Raw genomic sequence first — 17,550 nt, 5'->3', positions numbered from 1 at the left:
CAACCCGGGTGCCCAGTACTGGGCACCCGGGTTGCCGCCCCGTCAACACCGCGGTATCCGTTTGCGGATGGGGCGTGTTGCTGTGCTGCTGCCTTCCTGACTTCCTCTCCGACGATACGAGTCTTGATATCCCTCACATCAGCGGATGGATCAACATGTGGATCTAATGTTTCTTTGACGTTGGCTGTGTCCCTGCGATGGCGTGACGATGCGTCCTGACGAAGTTTCTTCTCCGGCTCACCGGGAAAATCCCATTTCCACACCCGGGGCTCCGGTACTTCTAATAGCGATATTGCTTCTACATCGTCGTGTGGCTCTCTCAACCTATTCATTGCATGCTGTTCTTGAAGCAATTCTCCACGCTTACCAGAAACGTTAACCCGCACCCGAGCCTTCGAATCTTTCATTCTGTCCCCTCCTGTGCCTGTTCCCGTATGCTTGCTTGGCAACTCTCTTTGGTTAAAGCTCTACTGATACTTATGAGATCGCTACAAATGGTAGAACTGTTCTACGAGAAAGGAGGGCTATCTTTATATTTATTTGATCATATAGAAGAAAGAGGACATGCCAACGCAAAAAGAACCCTGCCGCGATTGGCAAGGTTCTTCTGTCATGCATCATATTAATATTAAACCCAGGAGGGTTGTGCCTTGAAGATGGAACTCTCCTCGGACTCCACGGCAGCTTTCTTCGCCGGTGTTTTCTCAGAGGACTGCTCCTCCGTCGAAATGCGCCATACATCGGCTCCCAAGCCAGACAACTTCTCCGCCAAATGTACATACCCGCGGTCGATGTGCTGAACGCCGCCGACTTCCGTTGTCCCTTCCGACACGAGGCCCGCCAGTATGAGTGCCGCACCTGCACGCAGATCGGTAGCCGTTACTTTCGCGCCTTTCAGCTTCGCACCGCCGGTCACGATGGCCGAGCGACCTTCCACTTTAATCTCCGCATTCATCAGTTGGAATTCATCCACATGCATGAAGCGGTTCTCAAATACAGTCTCCGTGATCACACTTGTACCTTCCGATACCAGCAAGAGTGCCATCATCTGCGATTGCATATCCGTTGGAAAGCCTGGGTAAGGCAACGTCTTCATATCAACCGATTTGAGCGGCTTATCCGCAATTACACGAATTCCGTTCTCGTCCGGCTCGATCGTGACGCCCATTTCCTCCATCTTGGAGATGACAGGGCCGAGATGATCGGCAATGGCGCCTTCCACATACACGTCTCCGCCCGTGATTGCAGCCGCCGCCATAAAGGTACCTGCTTCAATCCGATCCGGAATGACATGATGCTTCACACCGTGCAGCTTCTCTACGCCTTCAATGCGAATCACGCCTGTACCCGCACCGCGAACTTTGGCGCCCATGGCATTCAAATAATTCGCCAAATCGACAATTTCCGGCTCTCGCGCCGCATTCTCGATCGTCGTCGTACCTTCAGCCAATGTGGCTGCCATCATAATATTTTCAGTGGCTCCTACGCTGGCAACATCCAGATAGATCTTCGCTCCGCGCAGTTTGCCATTGCTCTTGGCTTCAATATATCCTTGTCCGAGGCTGATCTCAGCACCAAGTGCTTCAAAACCCTTCAGATGCTGGTCAATCGGTCTTGTACCGATCGCACATCCTCCAGGAAGTGAAATCCGTGTTCTTCCACAACGAGCAAGTAAAGGACCCATGACTAAAAATGACGCCCGCATCTTCCGCACCCATTCATAAGGTGCTTCACATGTCGATATATGCTCTGCATTTACACGTATCACTTCATCCTGATATGTAATGCTCGCACCCAGCGACTCCAATACCTTGTTAATTGTGATGACATCGTCAAGAGGAGGCGCGTCAATGATAACACTTTCCCCAACTTCCCCGAGTAGAGAGGCAGCGATGATCGGAAGAACTGAATTTTTTGCTCCGCTGACTTTGACGCTTCCGGTCAGTCTTTTGCCACCGCGGACGATAAATTTGCTCATCTTGGTTTCCCTCCGCGTCCATAATTTTCCTTAGATTTCATGTGTTAGTATAAGCTGTTGCTATTTCCCTAACTTTCATCTTAACATCGATGTTTTTAGCTGAACAAGCGATTTTTGAACTATTTATGACTTCTGTTACGGTGCCTGCCATTTACAGAATCAGCACAGCCTGTCGCCGCCCGAGAAGGTTCTGTTATCCGCAGTATGACCCCTCGAAAGGTACCACGACCTTCAAATCCATGTCAATGCATCACATGTACCGGGGGAGCTGTATAGTCCGGAAGTCTTATCGTCCGCCCGATCATATCCATAACTTCAGTGTTAACATAATAAAATACGATTATTCGACATCTTCTTTACTCAAGCAACCTAACAGAGATATAACCATTCGCACAAATATTAAAACACATCGATTTCAATTTATCTATGTACGATGTACACGTCTTGCTAAAATATATATCGAATCATTTGACTCCATGTTATATAGTCAATTAGAAATTGCGCAACGAATCGTCCGAGCACCACAGCAAGCAGTAAATGCAGCAACTTTCCCTGCGGTCCCTTCGGATGACGGATGAACAAATCAAGCTTTAATTGCTGCAGCGCCCACCATGCCAGAGCAATACAGATTAGCGATACGACGATGTACAACAAGCCGTTAACGCCAACAGCACTGGTAAATGAGTTGGTCAGGTCTGAATTCATGCACCCTCCTCCTTCATCAATTATCGTGACAAATATAAGTCCGACTCTTCTATAATACTTGGCTTAGAGCCAAGAATCCAGCACTTTCTATATAACATTTCCTCGGAAATAGTCGCATTCCCTGATAATCAGCATTTGGAATCGTTTACAGGTTCTTAACGGAAGTCCATTACTGTCTAATATGCCTCCTTGTTTACGGTTTCAAACTTTTCCCAGTCGTTTTAGTTCAACACTTTCCCTATAATGTTCCAGCCTTTCTGCAAAAGAATACCCGGTTCCTTTTCAGAAACCGGGCTTTTCCTTGCCCACTATATTCTTCTCAGTCGTCCATAGTAGCTACATATATGGTGCCGAAGGCCGGAGACGAACCGGTTAATAAGGCAACAATCTGCAACGATCGCACAGATACAATCTGCTGCGTTTGACGTGGGATAACCCTTGTCATGGGTGTGGCCCCCAGTCGGGTAATGACTAACGAGATGGGTACATCGGAAAAATTGTTAACGCTAACATGAGCATGAATACCTGCAGCATTTTCATAGAAAGTCTTGCCGACATTCGGAGCCAAGGAGAAAATTTGTTGCGGGAGCAGAGAAGTCATAGGGATTACCTCCCTTCTCTCTTATATGTTATATCATATGTATCCGAATCTACTAAAGCTATAGATACTAGCATAACCCCTTCGTACATTTCATAGATTTGGCGCACACCAACAACGCAAAAAACAGCTTGGCCACCCCAAAGGGCAGGCCAAGCTGTTCACATCACGATTATTGATTAATCTTAATCCGGTTCATTGCTCTTTGCAGAGACAATTCGGCGCGGCGGTGGTCCACTTCATCCTGTTTACCAGCTTTGAGACGGGCTTCAGCTCTATCTTTCGCGGCTTTCGCACGCTCCAGATCGATCTCTTCCGCCTTCTCAGCGCTTTCTGCCAGGATGACAACCTTATCCTTACGGACTTCGACGAAACCGCCTTGAACCGCATAAGGGGTTCTCTGGTTGCCGATGACCACATAGACAGGGGCTATCTGAAGCGGTGTAACGAAGGAAATATGTCCAGGCAAAATACCCAGTTCTCCCTCCACTCCGCGCACCGTAACCCTGTTCACCTGCTCTGAGTAAACCAGACGGTCAGGTGTCACGATTTCCAACAAAAAGGTACTCACTTTCAATTCCTCCTCACCGTTTTCCGCGGAAACTCGCGAAGCAGGCCAGTCTTTCGTGTGGATCGATGAAGACCTGCTGATCACGAAAGCGTCAGCTTACAATGTTTTTGCTTTTTCAACTGCCTCTTCAATCGTACCTACGTACAGGAATGCCGCCTCTGGAAGATGGTCATACTTACCTTCCAAAATGACTTTAAAGCTGCGTACGGTTTCTTTAACTGGTACATATTTACCTGGGAAGCCGTTGAACTGCTCGGCAACGTGGAAAGCTTGAGACAGGAAGCGTTGGATACGACGCGCACGTGCAACAATCGCCTTATCTTCTTCACTCAGCTCATCCATACCGAGGATGGCAATGATATCCTGAAGCTCGTTATAACGCGCCAGAATCTTCTTAACGCCTTGAGCAACATTGTAATGTTCCTCACCGACAATTTCCGGTGCCAGAATCCGCGAGCTTGAAGCCAGTGGATCTACCGCAGGGTAAATACCCATCTCGGAGATTTTACGCTCCAGGTTTGTCGTTGCATCCAAGTGAGCAAATGTGGTTGCCGGAGCTGGATCCGTATAGTCATCCGCAGGTACATAAATCGCCTGAATGGATGTAACCGAACCTTTTTTCGTGGAAGTAATCCGCTCTTGCAAACGTCCCATTTCGGAAGCCAGCGTCGGCTGGTAACCTACCGCGGAAGGCATACGTCCCAAGAGAGCCGAAACTTCAGAACCTGCTTGGGTAAAGCGGAAGATGTTATCGATAAAGAGCAACACGTCTTTACCTTCTTGATCACGGAAATATTCCGCCATCGTAAGGCCTGTCAACGCTACGCGAAGACGCGCGCCCGGAGGCTCGTTCATCTGACCGAAGACCATCGCAGTTTTACTGATTACGCCGGAATCGCTCATCTCATGGTACAAGTCATTTCCTTCACGCGTACGTTCACCAACGCCCGCAAATACGGAGATACCGCCATGCTCTTGAGCGATGTTATTAATCAATTCTTGAATAGCAACGGTTTTACCTACACCCGCACCACCGAAGAGACCGATTTTACCGCCCTTTTGGTAAGGTGCCAGCAAGTCGATAACCTTGATTCCCGTCTCCAGCATTTCTGCTTGAGTGGAAAGCTCGTCATACGCAGGAGCCTCGCGGTGAATCGGGTTATGCACTTCGGATACCACGTCTCCTGCCTCATCGATCGGCTCTCCCAATACGTTAAACACACGGCCGAGCGTAGCGGAACCCACGGGAATGGTAATCGGCACACCAAGATCTACTGCTTCGATACCGCGAACAAGTCCATCCGTAGAAGACATCGCGATACAACGAACCAGATTATCCCCCAAGTGATTGGATACTTCCAGTGTCAAATTAATAGCTAGGCCGCCTTCCAATGTAGCTTCGATCTTGACAGCATTAAAGATCTCAGGAAGATGACCGCGTTCAAATTCAATATCAACTACAGCACCTGTAATGCTGACAACGCGTCCTTTTTTCATTGATTCGATTTCCCTCCTACCCGCTTGCCTCTAGCGGCAAACGATGATCGTAAAGCGGCAATCTTACACCGCATATCCGTAAAAAATATGATCTCATTTAAGCCTTATTGCTGAGCGTTTGCTCCACCAACGATCTCGGAGATTTCTTGCGTAATCGCCGCCTGACGGGCACGGTTATACGTAAGATTCAACTCGTTGATCATCTTGCTTGCATTCTTCGTTGCAGAGCCCATAGCCGTCATCTTCGCACCCAGCTCACTCGCTTTGGCGTTAAGCATTGCACTAAAGATTAGAGTCTCTGCATATTTAGGAAGAAGGACTTCCAGTACGCCTTCCGGAGACGGCTCATACTCGTAGCTTGTCAGAGAGTCTGTACCGCCAATGTTCTCCATTGGTAGAAGCTTGTCGATTTCTTGCAACTGCGTCAATGCATTTACAAACTGGTTGTAACAGATGAACAACTCATCAATTTGTCCAAGCTCGTATTCGTGAACAGCTGCATTGGCAATGGTCTTAATATCTGCATAGGTCGGGCTATCCGACAAATCGGTCAACTCATGCGCAACAGGCAGTCCACGTCTGCGGAAATAATCCCGCCCCTTGCGTCCGATCACGAACAGGGAATACTCATCGGTGGATTGATGACGCTCTGCGATGAAAGTCGATACTTTACGCAAAATGTTGGAGTTGGATGCACCTGCAAGACCGCGGTCGGAGGTAATAACCAAATATCCGGTTTTCTTCACTTCACGCTTCTCCAGCATCGGATGGCTGATACCTTGTGTACCTGCCGCGATACTCCCAACGACTTCCTTCAGCTTCTCAGAGTAGGGGAGAGCGGATGTCGCTTTCTCCTGGGCTCTTCTGAGCTTAGCGGCAGCAACCATCTCCATCGCTTTTGTGATTTGTCTTGTATTCTGAACACTCTTAATCTGCCGTTTAATATCACGTAATCCTCTTGCCATGTTTTCACCACCTTAAAACTTTGACAGAGTCAAAGTTACTTCGTAAGCGTAAACCTAGCTTTGGCAAAGCCAAAGCTGACTTCGTAAGCTTGCTTCACAAGCGATATACCGAACTTTGGCTAGGACCAAAGCTACGACTTCAGCATTCGTTAACAAGGTCAAATGCTTGGTTGTACACATCACTTTGGTCACAGCCAAAGCTACATTCCATATGATGAAAGAGGACACCGGGAACGACCCGGCTCCTCTTCAATGATGCTACCGAGGAGCTTACGCCGATGCAGCAAAGCCCTTCTTGAATTGATCAATTGCTGATTTCAATGCGTTCTCGTTATCAGCTGTCAGATCCTTCGTATCCTTAATGGATTGCAGGATTTCTGGCTTGTTGCTTCCAATAAACGCAAGGAACTCACTCTCAAAACGGCGTACATCGGCAACTGCAATGTCATCGATGTGTCCTTTAACAGCAGCGTACAAGCTGACTACTTGTTGTTCAACCGACAACGGCTGGTTTACACCCTGTTTCAGAATCTCCATCAATCTGGCACCACGGTTCAAACGAGCCAAGGTCGATTTATCCAGATCGGAACCGAACTGGGAGAACGCCTGGAGCTCACGATATTGAGCCAGATCGAGTTTCAGACCGCCTGCGACTTTTTTCATCGCTTTGATCTGCGCAGAGCTACCGACACGAGATACGGAAATACCGACGTTAATCGCTGGACGTTGACCCGAATGGAACAATTCGGATTCCAGGAAGATCTGTCCGTCCGTAATCGAGATTACGTTGGTTGGAATGTATGCGGATACGTCAGATGCTTGGGTTTCAATGAACGGCAACGCAGTTAATGAACCACCACCGAGCTCATCGTTCAGCTTCGCTGCACGCTCCAGCAAACGGGAATGCAGATAGAACACGTCACCAGGGTAAGCTTCCCGACCTGGAGGACGACGAAGGAGCAAGGACAATTCGCGATATGCAGCAGCTTGCTTAGTCAAGTCATCATAAATGATGAGCGCATGCTCGCCTTTGTACATAAAGTACTCACCCATAGCACAACCTGCATAAGGAGCGATGTACTGAAGCGGTGCAGGCTCGGAAGCGGAAGCCGTTACAATAATGGTGTATTCCAACGCACCATGACGACGAAGAGTCTCAACCACTTGTGCTACCGTGGATTGCTTCTGTCCAATCGCAACATAGATACATTTTACTCCGCTACCTTTTTGGTTGAGGATGGTATCAATCGCGATGGATGTTTTACCTGTTTGACGGTCACCGATGATCAACTCACGTTGTCCGCGACCGATGGGTACCATCGCATCGATGGATTTAATACCGGTTTGCAATGGCTCATGTACCGATTTACGATCGATAACACCTGGTGCACTACCTTCAACCGGACGATAGCCGGAAGCTTCAATCGGGCCTTTGCCGTCAAGCGGTTGACCCAGAGGGTTAACTACACGTCCCAGAAGGGCTTCACCTACCGGAACCTCCATGATACGTCCTGTACGTTTTACATGGTCGCCTTCCTTGATATCAGCGAAAGGTCCCAAAATAACGACACCCACATTGCTCTCCTCAAGGTTAAGCGCCAAACCGAACACGCCGCTTTGGAATTCAAGCAATTCCCCGGACATAGCGTTCTCCAGGCCGTGCACGCGAGCAATACCGTCACTTACTTGGATAACTGTACCCACTTCAGAGACGACAATGTCAGATTTATATTCTTCAATTTGACTTTTGATTAAAGTGCTAATTTCTTCAGGTCTGATACTCAACGTTTTCACCCCTATCTACTAAGCTTGTCTTCTGAAAGACTTTTCAAGACGCTCCAACTTGCCGGATATAGTTCCGTCATACAGCTTGTCACCGATAACCACTTTCAGTCCGCCAAGCAGGCTCTCATCAACGACATTAGTTACGCGAATGTTTCGCTGAGCCAATTGACCAAACTCGGCAGCGACATGATCTTTCTCCTGATCGTTCAGCGGGTATGTGGAGTACACCGTAGCGTCAGCCAAACCAAGGCTTTCCCCTTGTATCTTCACATAGCTGTCCAGCAGTGCATTGAACAAGTTGGAACGGCCTTTTTCCATAAGCAGTTCGATTGTGTTCAGTACAGGCTGTGACACCTTCCCAGAGAGAGCATTCTTTAGAACGCTCATCTTAACAGACCTTGGGATATTCGGAGTGGTGATAAACTTCTGGATGTCCATGTCATCCTTGATTGCAGTAACAACCGCTCTCAGTTCCTGTTCCACTTCGAGACCCTTCTGCTGCTGAGCCGCCACTTCGAACAGAGCACGCGCGTAACGCTTGGCTGCTACTGTTTCCTGGCTCATGGTCTGCCCCCTACCTCTTTAAGGTATTGGTTCACCAGTTCTTCCTGTGCATTGTCGCTTGATACTTCCCGCTCAAGCAATTTGGATGCGATCTGGACAGATACACTTCCAATTTCGCTGCGAAGTTCGGCAACCGCTTTGTTCTTCTCGCTCTCAATGTCGCGCGCAGCATCAACCTTGATGCGCTCCGCTTCTTCCTTAGCAAGATCAACAATTTGTTCTGCCTGCTTGTTGCCGGTTTGTCTGGAACGCTCGATAATATCGTGAGCCTCTTGACGAGCCTGATTCAGCGCCTGCTTCTGTTCTTCGACATAAGCATGTGCCTGTTCACGTGTTCTAGAAGCTTCGTCCAGTTGGCCTACAACCAGCTCACGTCGTTTCTCCATGATGTCGAACAGTTTGCCGAACGCAAATTTATTAAGCAGGACATACAGTAAGGCAAATGCAAGAACCGAGATTACAATATTCTCCCAAAGTACTTCCATGGTTTGAAGTCACTCCTTTCCGTTAATGCGAAGTGCAATCTTAACAAAACGATGGCGCGGATGGCATCGGCCCTCCACGCCAAACCGTTGTATGGTTATTAAGAAAATACGATCAAGAAAGCAATAACGGTAGCAGCGAGTGGAACTACCTCGACGATACCAACACCGATAAACATAGTTGTTTGAAGTGGACCAGTAGCTTCCGGCTGACGAGCGATGGATTCTACTGTTCTACTTACGATCATACCGTTACCCAAACCTGCGCCAAGTGCGCCCAAACCTACTGCAATAGCTGCTGCTAAAAATTCCATTGTTAAATATCCTCCTTAAATTTGGTTCATATTTGGTTAATATAATAGATCTCATTCGAAATGGCCGAGGAACCGGCACGTTTCGGCCGAGTTTATTAATGAGCTTCTTCGTCGTGAATCGTTGTTTGTGCAATGTACACCATCGTCAGGATGGTAAAGATGAACGCCTGCAATGCACCTATGAATATACTGAAGCCTTGCCATACAGCCAGGAATGGAATACCGAAGAATCCCATTTTCAAGATTACTGTAATCAGTACCTCACCGGCAAAGATGTTCGCGAACAAACGAATTGCAAGAGCGATTGGTTTCGCCAGGTTCTCTATGATGTTCAGTGGTAAAAACATTGGGAACGGCTCCAAATAATGCTTCAGGTAATGCTTACGGTTCAACTTCAATCCCAGATAGTTCATGAGGATGAATACAACGAGCGCGAGGCCTGCAGTTACGGAAATATCCGCTGTCGGCGACTTCCACCAGAGCACGTGCGCAAAATAGCCGTCAGCAAGTCCTCTTGTTGCCTCAATCGTCATCCCGAACACTGTGAAGTCGGCAGGCAGATCCGTGATAATGGCAAACGGCAGTCCAAGTAAATTGGCTACGAAGATGAATATAATCAGAGTCAGACCTAATGAGATATAAGCCTTGCCCTTCTTCAGATCCATAGTACTTGCTATGAGGCCTTGCACAAATTCTACGACCCACTCCATAAAGTTTTGCATTTTGGAAGGGTTTTCGACAGATAGATTCCGAACAGCCAGCCGTGCTAGTACAAAGACGATAATCCCCGTTACAAGCAGCATGATGAGCGCTGATAAGTCGAGACGAAATCCACCTAAATCAATAATCGGTGCGTCATGCATGAAATTGTTTTCACCCCTTTCCAATTAGCGCTGATCAATTCTTGTTCCTCAAGCTAACAATGATGCTGACTGGAACGGTCAGCAATTGGGGGATGAACAGACCAATAACGGTCGCGCCGAGTGATACCTGTTCAAGCTTGGCCGCCACCATCACAATCAAAAACGCGATGCAAAGTCTTGTAACAAATCCGAAGCTGAACCGCCTGCGTTCCTGGCTTACAGCCAGTTCCGCGAGCTGCCGCACTTTAATGGATAGATAGCGGACATTAAACAAACCGCCGACCAGCCCCAGGATCAACCCTGAAATTTCAGATTGATACACCGGATACAAAGCCCATCCCAGAAAAAAAGCAGCCAGTAAGAGTATCGTCACTCTCGTTACAATGTTCACAATGGATGTTGTTAAATCATTCAACTTTGCGCCCCCAGAAACTTTTTAATGAGAAGAGCAATATTCAAAATCCCTATAAAGAGCCCCAAAACGGTTCCAATCGCTAACCAGTATCTGGGCCCGTCCAGCAGATCAGCCAGCCATCTTCCAGCAAAAAAACCGATTACGATATACACGGCCAGCAAACCGCCGGCCCCGCTAATATACAGCGCTATCAACCAAGGGTTATCTTGACTTCTCGGATTTTTCATATGAACCTCTAATCCCAACTCATTTTACTGAATATAACAAGAGTTTGTCAATGAATCGATTTGATTGATTTTCCGTGTAGAATCGGCGTTTTTGAGCATTTGAATCGCTCACGCCCGGTAACCGTACAGTTCAACTGTATGCTGTCCTCTTCGGGCTCAGAATCCGGTAAACTATACCTTTGTGAACATTCTGTGAAATTGTTCCGGGCGCTCTTTCTGAACGCCAAAATGGTGCAAAATCGCTTGAACAATTCGCTGAGAAGCTTGTCCGTCGCCGTATGGATTCGCAGCCTGGCTCATCTTCTCATACAGCGTCTGATCCGTCAGCAGAACCTTGATACGCTCATACACTTTATCCTCATCTGTCCCTACTAGCTCTAGCGTGCCTGCTTCGATTCCCTCGGGACGCTCAGTCGTATCCCGCAGCACCAATGTCGGCACTCCGAAAGATGGCGCTTCCTCCTGCATTCCTCCGGAATCTGTAATCAGGAGATGCGTATGTGTGTACATGTTATTCATCCCAACCACATCGAGCGGATCAATCAACTTAATCCGAGGATGATCTCCTAGAATGCGGTGCGCCGGCTCTTTCACGGCCGGGCTTGGGTGCACGGGATACACAATGGCAATATCTTCGAACTCATCGGCAATCCGTTTAACAGCTTCAAAGATCTGGCGATGCGGCTCTCCTTGCGATTCACGGCGGTGTGCGGTCATCAGAATCAGGCGCTTGCCTTCTGCCCATTCCAGCGCGGGATGGGCGTAATCATCACGAACCGTGTACTGGAACACATCCGTAGCCGTGTTGCCAGTCACGTAAATGGTTGACTCCGACTTGTTCTCCTTACGGAGATTGTCCGCGGACCAGTCCGTCGGTGCAAAATGCAGATCGGCAAGGACGCCGGTCAGTTGCCGGTTCATTTCCTCTGGATAAGGATTTAACTTGTTCCATGTGCGAAGTCCTGCTTCGACATGTCCGACCTGTATCTGCTGTAGGAAGGCAGCATAGCTTGCAAGGAACGTCGTTAACGTGTCACCATGCACAAGCACAATGTCAGGTCTAGCCTCCCGCAGGATCGGCTCCAGCCCCTCCAGTACGCGCACAGAAATCTCATTGAGCGTCTGACGCTCCTTCATGATATTCAGATCGTAATCCGGCACAATCTTGAACACGTCCAGCACCTGGTCCAGCATCTCGCGATGCTGTCCCGTCACACATACTACGGATTCAATCTGCTCAGGATGGCGCTGAAGTTCAAGAATAAGCGGTGCCATTTTGATCGCTTCGGGGCGAACCCCGAATATAGTCATCACTTTCACTTTAGACATCGTAGCAACTACCCCACTTTACATGCTTGTTATTGACCAAAGCCCCAACTTTCCAGCTAACTTTCGACCATCGTTCGGTACACCGATCTTACTTCGTACCGTACAGGCGGTCTCCTGCATCACCAAGGCCTGGTACGATGTACCCATGGTCATTCAGCCCCTCGTCAAGTGCAGCTACATATATGTCCACGTCCGGATGAGCGTCCTGTACTGCCTTTACTCCTTCTGGAGCAGCTACGAGGTTCATCATCTTGATCTGAGAACAGCCGCGCTTCTTCAGTACATCAATCGCCGCGATCGCAGATCCGCCGGTTGCGAGCATCGGATCAATGACAATCAATTCACGCTCCGTCACGTCGGTTGGCAGCTTCGTATAGTATTCCACGGGCATTAATGTCTCCGGGTCGCGAAACAATCCGACATGACCTACCTTGGCGGCTGGCAGCAGTTTCACCACGCCGTCCAACATGCCAAGTCCTGCACGCAAAATCGGCACCAAACCGAGCATGCGTCCAGAAATGACCTTGCCTTGCGTCTCGGATACCGGTGTCTGAACGGTAATGGATTCCAGCGGAACCTCCCGGGTAATCTCGTAAGCCATCAACGTCGCGACTTCGTCTACCAACTCGCGAAAATCTTTGGTGTTAGTCCGCACATCGCGGATGAATGTAAGTTTGTGTTGAATCAACGGGTGATCACAAATCACCAATTTTCCCATGTCAGGTCCCTCCGGTTTACATACAAATGTGATATCAATATGGATGTATAATCATAGCAAGCTCCATAAATCCTGTCTATTATATCATTCCATCGGTCATTTGACACCTGCATCGGTATGTTTATTTACCGCAAGCCTTGCCTCGTCGCCGATATGCTTTGCAGCCATCATCTAGGCTCTCCAATTTCTTCAAGATTGATGCGATGTTGGAGAAGCCTATTTGTAAACATTAACTGTTGGCGGCTCCCCGTTATAGGTGGGAATATACAAGCAAAAGGGGCGGTCCACGTCATGAATTGACCCCACGTGGACCGCCCCTATATGGTTAAACATACTCTACGGACAGAAGATTACTAGTATTTCATTTCGGCATATAGCGGATACTGATCAGTCAGTTCAGCTACCAGCTTAGCGGCTTGTTGCAATGTTGCCTCGTCCTTCGGCTGCTTCAGGGTCATCGCAATAATCTTCGCGATCTGAACCATGGCCGCCTCATCCATACCGCGGGACGTGATGGCAGGTGTACCGATCCGAATACCGCTCGTTACGAATGGACTGGTCGGGTCAAATGGAATCGCATTTTTGTTGACTGTGATGCCAACCGAATCCAGCACCTTCTCCGCATCTTTGCCGGTAATATCCAGGTTGCGGGTATCAACCAGCATCAGATGATTATCCGTGCCGCCGGACACGATGTTCAAGCCTTCTGCAATCAACGTATCGGCCAGAACCTTGGCATTCTTCACCACGTTCTCCGCATATGTCTTGAAGGATGGATCAAGCGCTTCGCCGAAGGCAACCGCTTTGGAAGCAATCACGTGCATCAACGGACCGCCTTGGGAGCCCGGGAATACCGCCTTATCAATCGCTTGGGCCCAAGCTTTCTTGCACAGGATCATACCTCCGCGAGGACCACGAAGCGTCTTATGTGTAGTTGTTGTAACAAAGTGCGCATGAGGAACCGGGCTCGGATGAAGACCCGCCGCCACCAAACCGGCAATGTGAGCCATATCCACCATGAACAACGCACCCACGTCATTGGCGATTCCGGCAAGCTTTTCGAAATCGATAATACGAGGATATGCACTGGCACCGGCCACGATCATACGCGGGCGATGTTTGAACGCCGCTTTGCGAACTTCATCGTAATCGATGAGGAAGGAATCCTCCTGCACGCCGTAAGCAACGAAATTGTACAGCAATCCAGAAGCATTCACCGGACTTCCGTGCGTAAGGTGTCCGCCATGGGCAAGGTTCATGCCCAGCACCGTATCACCAGGCTTCAGTGCTGCGAGGTATACGGCCATGTTCGCCTGAGCACCGGAGTGCGGCTGAACGTTGACATGCTCTGCCCCGAACAATTCCTTCGCGCGATCCCGTGCAATATCTTCTACGATATCCACGCGCTCGCAACCACCATAATAGCGTTTGCCAGGGTATCCTTCCGCATATTTGTTGGTCAGCACCGTTCCCATCGCTTCCATTACCGCTTCGCTTACAATGTTCTCTGATGCAATCAGCTCGATGTTGCTGCGCTGACGCTTCAGCTCCAACTCCATCGCTTCCAGCACAGCCGGGTCATTCTTCCGCAAATGTTCCATCATGTTCATATCCTCCCATAATCCATATAGTCTTCATCATTCTCATGGCGACTTCACATATTTGATTAATCGCACAGAATCGAATCGTCTTGCTGCTGCAGCCGGTATACGGCCCGCTCCCCGCCAATCAGCTTGGGCCGGGTGTATGCCGCATTCACTCTTGCTTCGCCGATGTAGCGTTCGCTTGGCCTGAAAGGCACCGCTACCCGCTTAAGATGCATGCCGATCAAGGTCTCCCCGATATCGATGCCGGCATGAGCCTCGATCGATTCGGCCAGGCAGGGCTGTTGCATGGAGCGATAGGCGACGGATGCCATGGAGCCCCCTGCCCCGGGTATCGGTACTGCCGCGACCTCGTCCAGACGGAGCCGCTCCAGCAGTTCTCGTTCCACGACCAGCGCGCGGTTCAGATGCTCACAGCACTGATAGGCGACCGAGAAGCCATGCTCGGCCTGAACTTCCACAATTCCCTGAAGCAATTGCTGCGCCGTTGCAGATGCGCCTCCCGTACCAATTCGCCGTCCTACCACTTCGCTGGTGCTCACACCGACGACCAGTACTTTTCCAGGTCCCAGTCCTGCGATTACCGCTAGTTCCCGAAGTATTCCAACCGTCTGATCCCTCAACGAAACGTTAGCGTTATCCGTCACGAAACAGTCCTCCTCCGGTAATGGCATTGCTGAGTCACACCCATCAGATGCAAGACAGCCCTTAATCGTTCTTCAGGTAACGGTCCTCGATCGCCTTGATCTTGTCAACGCGACCGATGTGACGCTCACCCTGACTGAAGTCTGTCGTGAGCCACGCACTCACAATTTCCGCTGCAAGACCCGGGCCAACCACGCGTTCGCCTAGCGCGATCACGTTGCTGTCGTTATGTTCACGCGTAGCTTTGGCCGAGAACACATCATGGGTCAGCGCGCAGCGAATGCCGGGAACCTTATTGGCCGCAATACTCATCCCGATGCCAGTACCACAGATCAAGATTCCGCGGTCAGCTTCACCGGCTACAACTTTCTCGCACACAGGCAGTGCATAATCCGGATAATCCACCGAGTCCGAACAGTTGCAGCCGAGGTCCTCTACAACATGCCCAAGACCGCGAATAACCTCGATGATCTCTTCTTTCAACCGAATGCCTGCATGATCCGTTCCCAATGCGATTTTCATCTATGAAAAACCCCCTTGAATGTTTCGCTTCTGCGATTTAGCTTGTTCCATTATAACCTAATTCCACCGCAAAAGACGAAAAAAGAGCAGTCGGCGCACACAGGATGTGCGCCAATTGCTCTTTGCCCAGGCGACCGGCCGTATATTCCGATGCTCCATCGTGGTTTCATCCACTTCGTCGCCAGTTACACCGGATACATGTTTTTCACCTTCATCTTATAGCAATCGCAGATGAAAGGCAAGCAGGTTTTTTGCCCTTTATGGAAATGACGCGTTACTTATGCTGGTCAGCCTCCAGCTTGTCCAGTAAGCGAAAAAGGGAGGTGCGGATCTCCGCAGCCGTTGCCTCATACTCTTCTCTCGACCCGCCAAAAGGGTCTGATATATCAAAGCTCGGAATACGCTGACGAAGCTCAATGAGCCGTTCCCGGTCCGTATCACTCACGTCTTGTCCGAGCGACCTGGCTAGTTCCAGCGTTGCATACAGGCTGTCTTGCTCCTGCAGATCCTCCAGCACACGGCGGTCATCTTCAACGAATTCCTTAAGTGTGTGCATTTTGTCCGCTGCATGCGGAAACTGCCGAATCGCATATTGCTTATGGGACTGGGTTAATGTAAGAATCAAATCTGCCCATTGAACCAACTGGGCGGTTAGCGGTTTGGAAACGAGTGAATCACGAATATCCTGATCACGAAGTATGGATTCCGCATGATAGGATACCGGCATGCCGTCTACGGCCGATACGCCCGCAGATTTCGTCTCAATCGGCAGATGACGTTGCTGAGCCAACTTGCGCAGCATTCCCTCCGCCATCGGGCTGCGGCATGTATTCCCGGTGCAGACAAACAGTATATTCTTCACTGTCCCCCTCCTCCCGTTTATAGGTCTTTGGGGATATTGTATCAAATTTCGAACTAAAAAATAAACATGAGCCCAAATATAACCAAAATGAGTCCGCCCAACATCTCTCCGTACGCTCCAAGTTTACTGCTCACCTGACGCCCGAGCAGTAATCCCAGAATGGACATCAAGCCTCCTACTATACCGAAAATGATGACGATTAACAACACTTCTTCAACAAACATGCCGAGCGAAACGCCAACGGAGAACGAATCGATGCTTACGCTAAGCGCGAACAGCAGCATGCCCCAAAATGCGGTTGGATGCAGCTCTTTGCCTTCTCCCCCGCGCCATGCATTATAAATCATATGCAGGCCCAGCAGGAGCAGTAATCCGCCGGCGGCAAGGCTCGTAACTTCACCCAGCAGCAAACCTGCATAACGTCCGGCAAACAAGCCCAAGAGCGGCATAAGCATATGGAACAGAGCGATCATCAAGCTGATGCTCATCATATGCCCCCACCTGATGCCGCTTCGCAAACCGACGCCAATTCCAAGCGAAAATGCATCCAGCCCAAGCGCAACCGCCATCAGCAGAATCGCCGCAAGCTGTCCGGAATGGACAGACGCTTCCAACATGCCATTACCCCCAAGTCCCATGGTCTTGTACACCATATGCGGACAAGGGCTGATTGATGACTACACGATGGAAAGCTTGCAGGCAATAAGGAGGCTGAAATCTACCTGATCATAAGTTGGTAGATATTAGAGCACTTGCTCAGCCTGCATCGATAATGTGATGTCCCGCTGCCTTCAGCAGCCGATTCATCACAGCAGCGCCAAGCCCCTGCTCCGGGCATGCCTCGGCGACGATGAAGGTGACGCCTTCTTCGTCGAAGCGGCGCAGGCCGGCGTACAGCCGGCGGGC

22 protein-coding genes and 1 riboswitch are annotated in these 17,550 nt (G+C 49.5%); all 22 genes read right to left on the bottom strand.

What is annotated here, in order from left to right:
- Positions 1-407, bottom strand: a 407-nt coding sequence (locus JCM10914_RS27720) for a hypothetical protein (protein WP_036720503.1), incomplete at its 3' end; no start/stop codon positions are given.
- Between the two features lie 221 nt (positions 408-628).
- Positions 629-1,978, bottom strand: a complete 1,350-nt coding sequence (gene murA, locus JCM10914_RS27715) for a UDP-N-acetylglucosamine 1-carboxyvinyltransferase (protein ID WP_023967400.1) — start codon at positions 1,976-1,978, stop codon at positions 629-631.
- Between the two features lie 447 nt (positions 1,979-2,425).
- Positions 2,426-2,683 (bottom strand): DUF1146 family protein, encoded by a 258-nt coding sequence (locus tag JCM10914_RS27710; protein WP_023967398.1) that lies wholly within the window; start codon positions 2,681-2,683, stop codon positions 2,426-2,428.
- A gap of 319 nt (positions 2,684-3,002) precedes the next feature.
- Positions 3,003-3,284, bottom strand: coding sequence for a hypothetical protein (locus tag JCM10914_RS27705; protein WP_036720500.1), 282 nt, complete (start codon positions 3,282-3,284; stop codon positions 3,003-3,005).
- Between the two features lie 169 nt (positions 3,285-3,453).
- A complete protein-coding gene (locus JCM10914_RS27700; protein WP_023967396.1) occupies positions 3,454-3,852 on the bottom strand; it encodes a F0F1 ATP synthase subunit epsilon in 399 nt (132 codons plus the stop codon).
- A gap of 96 nt (positions 3,853-3,948) precedes the next feature.
- The gene (gene atpD, locus JCM10914_RS27695) at positions 3,949-5,349 is read right to left on the bottom strand and encodes a F0F1 ATP synthase subunit beta (RefSeq protein ID WP_023967394.1); all 1,401 of its coding nucleotides are present in this window, start codon (positions 5,347-5,349) and stop codon (positions 3,949-3,951) included.
- A 104-nt stretch (positions 5,350-5,453) separates the two neighbouring features.
- Positions 5,454-6,314 (bottom strand): ATP synthase F1 subunit gamma, encoded by an 861-nt coding sequence (gene atpG / locus JCM10914_RS27690; protein WP_023967392.1) that lies wholly within the window; start codon positions 6,312-6,314, stop codon positions 5,454-5,456.
- Between the two features lie 270 nt (positions 6,315-6,584).
- Positions 6,585-8,099, bottom strand: coding sequence for a F0F1 ATP synthase subunit alpha (gene atpA / locus JCM10914_RS27685; RefSeq protein ID WP_036720497.1), 1,515 nt, complete (start codon positions 8,097-8,099; stop codon positions 6,585-6,587).
- A gap of 18 nt (positions 8,100-8,117) precedes the next feature.
- Positions 8,118-8,663, bottom strand: a complete 546-nt coding sequence (locus JCM10914_RS27680) for a F0F1 ATP synthase subunit delta (protein WP_023967388.1) — start codon at positions 8,661-8,663, stop codon at positions 8,118-8,120.
- Positions 8,660-9,148, bottom strand: coding sequence for a F0F1 ATP synthase subunit B (atpF, locus tag JCM10914_RS27675; RefSeq protein WP_023967386.1), 489 nt, complete (start codon positions 9,146-9,148; stop codon positions 8,660-8,662). Before atpF ends, JCM10914_RS27680 begins: the two co-directional genes overlap by 4 nt.
- A 98-nt stretch (positions 9,149-9,246) precedes the next feature.
- Entirely contained in the window at positions 9,247-9,459 is a 213-nt protein-coding gene (gene atpE / locus JCM10914_RS27670) for a F0F1 ATP synthase subunit C (RefSeq protein WP_023967384.1), read from the bottom strand.
- 95 nt (positions 9,460-9,554) lie between these two features.
- Positions 9,555-10,322: a F0F1 ATP synthase subunit A gene (gene atpB / locus JCM10914_RS27665; RefSeq protein ID WP_023967382.1), complete on the bottom strand. Its 768-nt coding sequence runs from the start codon at positions 10,320-10,322 to the stop codon at positions 9,555-9,557.
- Positions 10,323-10,356: 34 nt separating this feature from the next.
- Positions 10,357-10,737, bottom strand: coding sequence for an ATP synthase subunit I (locus JCM10914_RS27660; protein WP_023967380.1), 381 nt, complete (start codon positions 10,735-10,737; stop codon positions 10,357-10,359).
- Positions 10,734-10,964: an AtpZ/AtpI family protein gene (locus JCM10914_RS27655; protein WP_023967378.1), complete on the bottom strand. Its 231-nt coding sequence runs from the start codon at positions 10,962-10,964 to the stop codon at positions 10,734-10,736. The genes JCM10914_RS27660 and JCM10914_RS27655 overlap by 4 nt, the downstream gene beginning before the upstream one ends.
- 171 nt (positions 10,965-11,135) lie before the next feature.
- Positions 11,136-12,293 carry a non-hydrolyzing UDP-N-acetylglucosamine 2-epimerase gene (gene wecB / locus JCM10914_RS27650; protein WP_023967376.1) on the bottom strand — a complete coding sequence of 386 codons (1,158 nt, stop codon included), beginning with the start codon at positions 12,291-12,293 and terminating at the stop codon, positions 11,136-11,138.
- 88 nt (positions 12,294-12,381) lie between these two features.
- Positions 12,382-13,011, bottom strand: coding sequence for a uracil phosphoribosyltransferase (gene upp / locus JCM10914_RS27645; protein ID WP_023967374.1), 630 nt, complete (start codon positions 13,009-13,011; stop codon positions 12,382-12,384).
- Between the two features lie 353 nt (positions 13,012-13,364).
- Positions 13,365-14,615 carry a serine hydroxymethyltransferase gene (gene glyA, locus JCM10914_RS27640; RefSeq protein WP_023967372.1) on the bottom strand — a complete coding sequence of 417 codons (1,251 nt, stop codon included), beginning with the start codon at positions 14,613-14,615 and terminating at the stop codon, positions 13,365-13,367.
- Between the two features lie 62 nt (positions 14,616-14,677).
- Positions 14,678-15,289 carry a TIGR01440 family protein gene (locus tag JCM10914_RS27635; RefSeq protein ID WP_370570287.1) on the bottom strand — a complete coding sequence of 204 codons (612 nt, stop codon included), beginning with the start codon at positions 15,287-15,289 and terminating at the stop codon, positions 14,678-14,680.
- Between the two features lie 34 nt (positions 15,290-15,323).
- Complete coding sequence (gene rpiB, locus JCM10914_RS27630) at positions 15,324-15,782, bottom strand: ribose 5-phosphate isomerase B (RefSeq protein ID WP_023967368.1); 459 nt, start codon at positions 15,780-15,782, stop codon at positions 15,324-15,326.
- Between the two features lie 117 nt (positions 15,783-15,899).
- A riboswitch (ZMP/ZTP riboswitch) is annotated at positions 15,900-15,981 on the bottom strand.
- Between the two features lie 75 nt (positions 15,982-16,056).
- Entirely contained in the window at positions 16,057-16,644 is a 588-nt protein-coding gene (locus tag JCM10914_RS27625) for a low molecular weight protein arginine phosphatase (RefSeq protein ID WP_023967367.1), read from the bottom strand.
- 53 nt (positions 16,645-16,697) lie between these two features.
- Entirely contained in the window at positions 16,698-17,261 is a 564-nt protein-coding gene (locus JCM10914_RS27620; protein WP_023967365.1) for a manganese efflux pump, read from the bottom strand.
- A gap of 139 nt (positions 17,262-17,400) precedes the next feature.
- Positions 17,401-17,550: Sua5 family C-terminal domain-containing protein (locus tag JCM10914_RS28690; RefSeq protein ID WP_279379207.1), on the bottom strand; the 150-nt coding region annotated here is incomplete at its 5' end.

Origin of the sequence: Paenibacillus sp. JCM 10914, from assembly GCF_001315105.1 — a bacterium.
Taxonomy (GTDB): Bacteria; Bacillota; Bacilli; order Paenibacillales; family Paenibacillaceae; genus Paenibacillus_AQ.
This window is presented reverse-complemented; position numbering and strand designations above follow the sequence as displayed.